Raw genomic sequence first — 4,986 nt, 5'->3', positions numbered from 1 at the left:
AACCAGGTACACAGTTAACTATGCGTACCTTCCACATCGGTGGTGCGGCTAACCGAGCTTCTGCTATCAGTAATGTGACTGTGCGTAATGATGGTACGATTCGTTTCCATAACATTAAAATGGTTCAACATGCGAATGGTAACTTAGTCGCTGTTTCTCGTTCTGGTGAAATCGGTATTGCTGATAGCCGTGGTCGTGAGCGTGAGCGTTATAAATTACCTTATGGTGCAGTGATTACCGTTAAAGACGGTCAAGAAGTCAAAGGTGGCCAAATTGTTGCCAACTGGGATCCACATACCCATCCAATCGTCACCGAAGTGGCGGGTCGGGTGAAATTTATCCATATGGATGAAGGCATTACTGTACGTCATCAAACAGACGAACAGACTGGCTTAACCAATATGGAAATTATTGATCCCAAAGATCGTGCTGCTTCTGGTAAAGATTTACGTCCAGCGATTGCCCTGTTAGACAATAATGGTAATTATATTCGCTTAAAAGACTCCGATCAGCCAGTTCAATACTTCTTACCAGCCTTAGCAATTACTAGCTTACAAGATGGTGCAGAAGTGGGTGTAGGTGATGTTATTGGTCGTATTCCTCAAGAATCGTCCAAAACACGTGACATCACGGGTGGTTTGCCGCGTGTTGCTGACCTATTTGAAGCACGTAAGCCTAAAGAATACGCAATCTTGGCTGAAAAGAGCGGTACGATTACTTTTGGTAAAGAAACCAAAGGTAAACATCGTTTGGTGATTACCCCTGATGATGGTGGTGAGGCTTACGAAGAGTTGATTCCAAAATGGCGTCAAATTAACGTCTTCGAAGGTGAACGCGTGGCACGTGGTGAAGTCATTTCTGACGGTCCACAAAACCCACATGATATCTTGCGCTTAAAAGGCGAAACAGCGTTGGCAACTTACATTGTTAACGAAGTACAAGACGTTTACCGTTTACAAGGCGTTAAAATCAACGATAAGCATATTGAAGTGATTATTCGTCAAATGTTGCGTAAAGTGGACATTCTTGACGGTGGTGACTCTTCTTTCATCAAAGGCGAGCAAGTTGAATACGCTCGTGTTGTTGAAGAAAACGATGTCTTAGAACAAAACGGAGATATTCCTGCCAAGTTTGAACGCTTGTTAATGGGTATTACCAAAGCATCTTTGGCGACAGATTCGTTTATCTCTGCTGCATCCTTCCAAGAGACCACACGTGTCTTAACCGAAGCTGCGGTAACAGGTAAAGAAGACGATTTACGTGGCCTCAAAGAAAACGTGGTTGTGGGTCGTTTGATTCCTGCAGGTACAGGTTTTGCTTACCATGCAGAGCGTCGTCGTCAGCGTTTAGAAGCGTTGTTGCCACAGCCAAAAGCAGAAGATAATGAAGTGCTTAACCGTGACTTAGAAAAAGAAGCGGCTGCTCAAGCATTATTAGATGCGTTTAGCCAAGGTGAATAAGCCCTAGTCGCTAAAAGCTAAAAATGGCCGTGAGATCACGGCCATTTTTTTAGGCTTGACGACTAGACAAGCTATCCCTAAAATAATGCACCCTCAAAAAGTCTATTTGTAGGCTTTTTGAGGGTTTTTCTTTTTATGGCTTATACTGTTATCGCTTATTTGTGTGCGTGGCAGGCATAAAATGCCTTAACGCTCACAAAACGCGTTAATTGCAATGCAACGCATAAGCCTGAGTATTTACGGGAGAGAGTGCCGATATGGCAACAACAAATCAATTAATTCGCAAAGGTCGTACTACCCTTGTCGAAAAATCAAAAGTGCCTGCGTTGAAGGCATGTCCACAACGTCGCGGCGTTTGTACACGTGTTTATACAACAACACCTAAAAAGCCAAACTCTGCGTTACGTAAAGTATGTCGTGTTCGTTTAACTTCTGGTTTCGAAGTTTCTTCGTATATCGGTGGTGAAGGCCACAACTTACAAGAGCACAGTGTTGTATTGATCCGTGGTGGTCGTGTTAAAGACTTACCAGGTGTGCGTTACCACACCGTTCGCGGTTCCTTAGACTGTGCTGGCGTGAAAAACCGTCAACAAAGCCGTTCTAAATACGGTGCAAAACGTCCTAAGAAATAATTTTTTGGCCTTAGCGGCTTAAAAATTGTGAGGATGTAGTAAGGCTGGGCAAAAAAGTCCCAGATCTTCCCTGAAGTTCATTAAAGGTTCATATAGATATGCCAAGAAGACGCGTCGTAGCAGCTAGAGAGATTCTGCCCGATCCAAAATTTAAAAGCCAAACTGTTGCTAAATTTATCAACCACGTCATGGACAGTGGTAAAAAATCTGTAGCAGAAGGTATTGTTTACGGTGCTTTAGACCGTGTGCTCGAAAAAGGTAAAGCTGACCCAGTCCGCTTCTTTGAAGACACATTGGAAAAAGTGCGCCCAATGGTAGAAGTAAAAGCACGTCGTGTGGGTGGTGCTACTTATCAAGTACCTATGGAAGTACGTCCCTCCCGTCGTACTGCCTTAGCAATGCGTTGGTTAGTAGATGCTGCTGCAAAACGTAGCGAAAAAACAATGGCTCTACGTTTAGCAGGTGAGTTGTTGGATGCGTACGAAGGCAAAGGCGCGGCTATTAAGAAGCGTGAAGATGTCCATCGTATGGCTGAAGCTAACAAAGCTTTCTCTCACTATCGTTTCTAATTTAACAGGGCTTAGCTCGATTTGGGGCTAAGCCTGAAAACGAGTACATTATCATGGCGAGAAATACCCCGCTCGCACATTACCGTAACATTGGTATTAGTGCGCATATTGACGCTGGTAAAACAACCACGACTGAGCGTGTGTTGTATTACACAGGTGTTAATCATAAAATTGGTGAAGTTCATGAAGGTGCGGCCACCATGGACTGGATGGAGCAAGAACAAGAGCGTGGTATTACCATTACCTCTGCGGCAACCACTTGTTTTTGGTCAGGTATGGCAAATAACTTTGCTAAACACCGTATTAACATCATTGATACTCCCGGTCACGTTGACTTCACCATTGAAGTAGAACGTTCTATGCGTGTACTTGATGGTGCATGTATGGTGTATTGTGCGGTTGGTGGTGTTCAGCCTCAATCCGAAACCGTATGGCGTCAAGCTAACAAGTACAAAGTGCCGCGTATTGCCTTTGTTAACAAGATGGACCGTACAGGTGCAAACTTCTTCCGTGCTGTTGAACAGATGAAGACTCGTTTGGGTGCTAATCCAGTTCCCATTGCGATTCCTGTTGGCGAAGAAGAACACTTTGAAGGGATTATTGACTTAGTCAAAATGAAAGCCATTATTTGGGATGAAGCATCTCAAGGCATGAAGTTTGAATATGGTGATATTCCTGCTCATTTAGTAGATTCTGCGAATGAATGGCGCGAAAAGATGGTCGAAGCTGCTGCTGAAGCCTCTGAAGAGTTGATGAACGAGTATTTAGAAAACGGTGACTTAAGCGAAGAGCAAATTGTTCAAGCTTTGCGTATGCGTACTATTGCTTGTGAAATTCAACCAATGCTTTGTGGTTCTGCCTTCAAAAATAAAGGCGTACAAGCAATGTTGGATGCCGTAATTCAATACTTGCCTGCTCCAGGTGATGTTGAAGCTATTAAAGGTATTTTAGACGACAAAGACGAAACCGAAGGTGAGCGTATTGCCTCTGATGATGAGCCATTTGCTGCCTTAGCGTTCAAAATTATGAACGATAAATTCGTTGGTTCTTTAACGTTTATTCGTGTTTATTCGGGCGTATTAAAAACAGGTTCTGCTGTGTGGAATCCTGTGAAAATGAAGAAAGAACGTATCGGTCGTATCGTGTTAATGCATGCGAACGAACGTGAAGACGTTGAAGAAATCCGTGCAGGTGATATCGCTGCGGTTGCCGGCTTAAAAGACGTAACCACAGGTGATACCTTGTGTGATGAAAACCATATCATCACCCTTGAGCGTATGGTATTCCCAGAGCCAGTTATTTCTTTAGCCGTTGAGCCAAAAACCAAAGGCGACCAAGAAAAAATGGGTATCGCTTTAGGTCGTTTAGCCAAAGAAGATCCTTCCTTCCGTGTATGGACAGATGAAGAATCTAGTCAAACGATTATTGCGGGTATGGGTGAATTACACTTAGAAATTCTTGTTGACCGTATGAAGCGTGAATTTGGTGTAGAAGCCAACATTGGTAAGCCACAAGTTGCTTACCGTGAAACGATTCGTAAGAGTGTTGAACAAGAAGGTAAGTTTGTTCGTCAAACAGGTGGTCGTGGTAAATTCGGTCACGTATTCTTACGCTTAGAGCCTTTGGATACCGAAGTAGCTAACTACGAGTACGCGGTAGAAGTCGTTGGCGGTACTGTACCAAAAGAATTCTTCGGTGCGGTTGACAAGGGTATTCAAGAGCGTATGAAAAACGGCGTTCTTGCTGGTTATCCTGTTGTTGGTGTTAAAGCAACTCTGTTTGATGGTTCATACCATGACGTTGACTCTGACGAATTGTCGTTCAAAATGGCAGGTTCGATGGCATTCCGTCAAGGCTTTATGAAAGCTGATCCCGTATTGCTTGAGCCAATCATGAAAGTCGAAGTGGAAACACCAGAAGACTACATGGGTGACATTATGGGCGACTTGAACCGTCGTCGTGGTGTGATTCAAGGTATGGAAGACTTGCCTGGTGGTACTAAACAAATTCGTGTTGAAGTACCATTATCCGAAATGTTTGGTTACGCAACATCTATGCGCTCTATGTCTCAAGGTCGTGCAACTTACTCAATGGAGTTTGTTAAGTATGCCGAGACACCTAAAAATGTCGCTGATGCGATTGTTGCTAAATTCGCAGGTAAAGGCAAAGACGACGAATAATTGTTGTCATTGGTAATTGTAAATAACGATAATCTTCTCTCCTAAGTGGCGGGAAGGTTTTTTAAGAGGACTTAAATTATGGCTAAGGCCAAGTTTGAACGTAATAAGCCGCACGTAAACGTCGGCACAATTGGTCACGTTGACC

Annotated in this window: 3 protein-coding genes and 2 pseudogenes; all 5 read left to right on the top strand. The window is 43.6% G+C overall.

Annotation, left to right across the window (positions count from 1 at the left end):
* A pseudogene (locus Q0212_RS14550) lies at positions 1-1,460 on the top strand (DNA-directed RNA polymerase subunit beta'); the annotation flags it as partial.
* A 257-nt stretch (positions 1,461-1,717) separates the two neighbouring features.
* Positions 1,718-2,092: a 30S ribosomal protein S12 gene (rpsL, locus tag Q0212_RS14545; RefSeq protein WP_297926825.1), complete on the top strand. Its 375-nt coding sequence runs from the start codon at positions 1,718-1,720 to the stop codon at positions 2,090-2,092.
* A 98-nt stretch (positions 2,093-2,190) separates the two neighbouring features.
* Positions 2,191-2,661, top strand: a complete 471-nt coding sequence (rpsG, locus tag Q0212_RS14540; RefSeq protein WP_297926823.1) for a 30S ribosomal protein S7 — start codon at positions 2,191-2,193, stop codon at positions 2,659-2,661.
* A 53-nt stretch (positions 2,662-2,714) separates the two neighbouring features.
* On the top strand, positions 2,715-4,841 hold the full coding sequence (fusA, locus tag Q0212_RS14535; protein ID WP_297926822.1) for an elongation factor G: 2,127 nt from the start codon (positions 2,715-2,717) through the stop codon (positions 4,839-4,841).
* 78 nt (positions 4,842-4,919) lie between these two features.
* Positions 4,920-4,986 (top strand): annotated as a pseudogene (locus Q0212_RS14530) (elongation factor Tu); the annotation flags it as partial.

The sequence above is a fragment of the uncultured Agitococcus sp. genome, assembly GCF_937920075.1.
Lineage (GTDB): Bacteria > Pseudomonadota > Gammaproteobacteria > Pseudomonadales > Moraxellaceae > Agitococcus.
The sequence above is the reverse complement of the archived record's forward strand: the minus strand, read 5'-3'. Positions and strand labels throughout refer to the sequence as shown.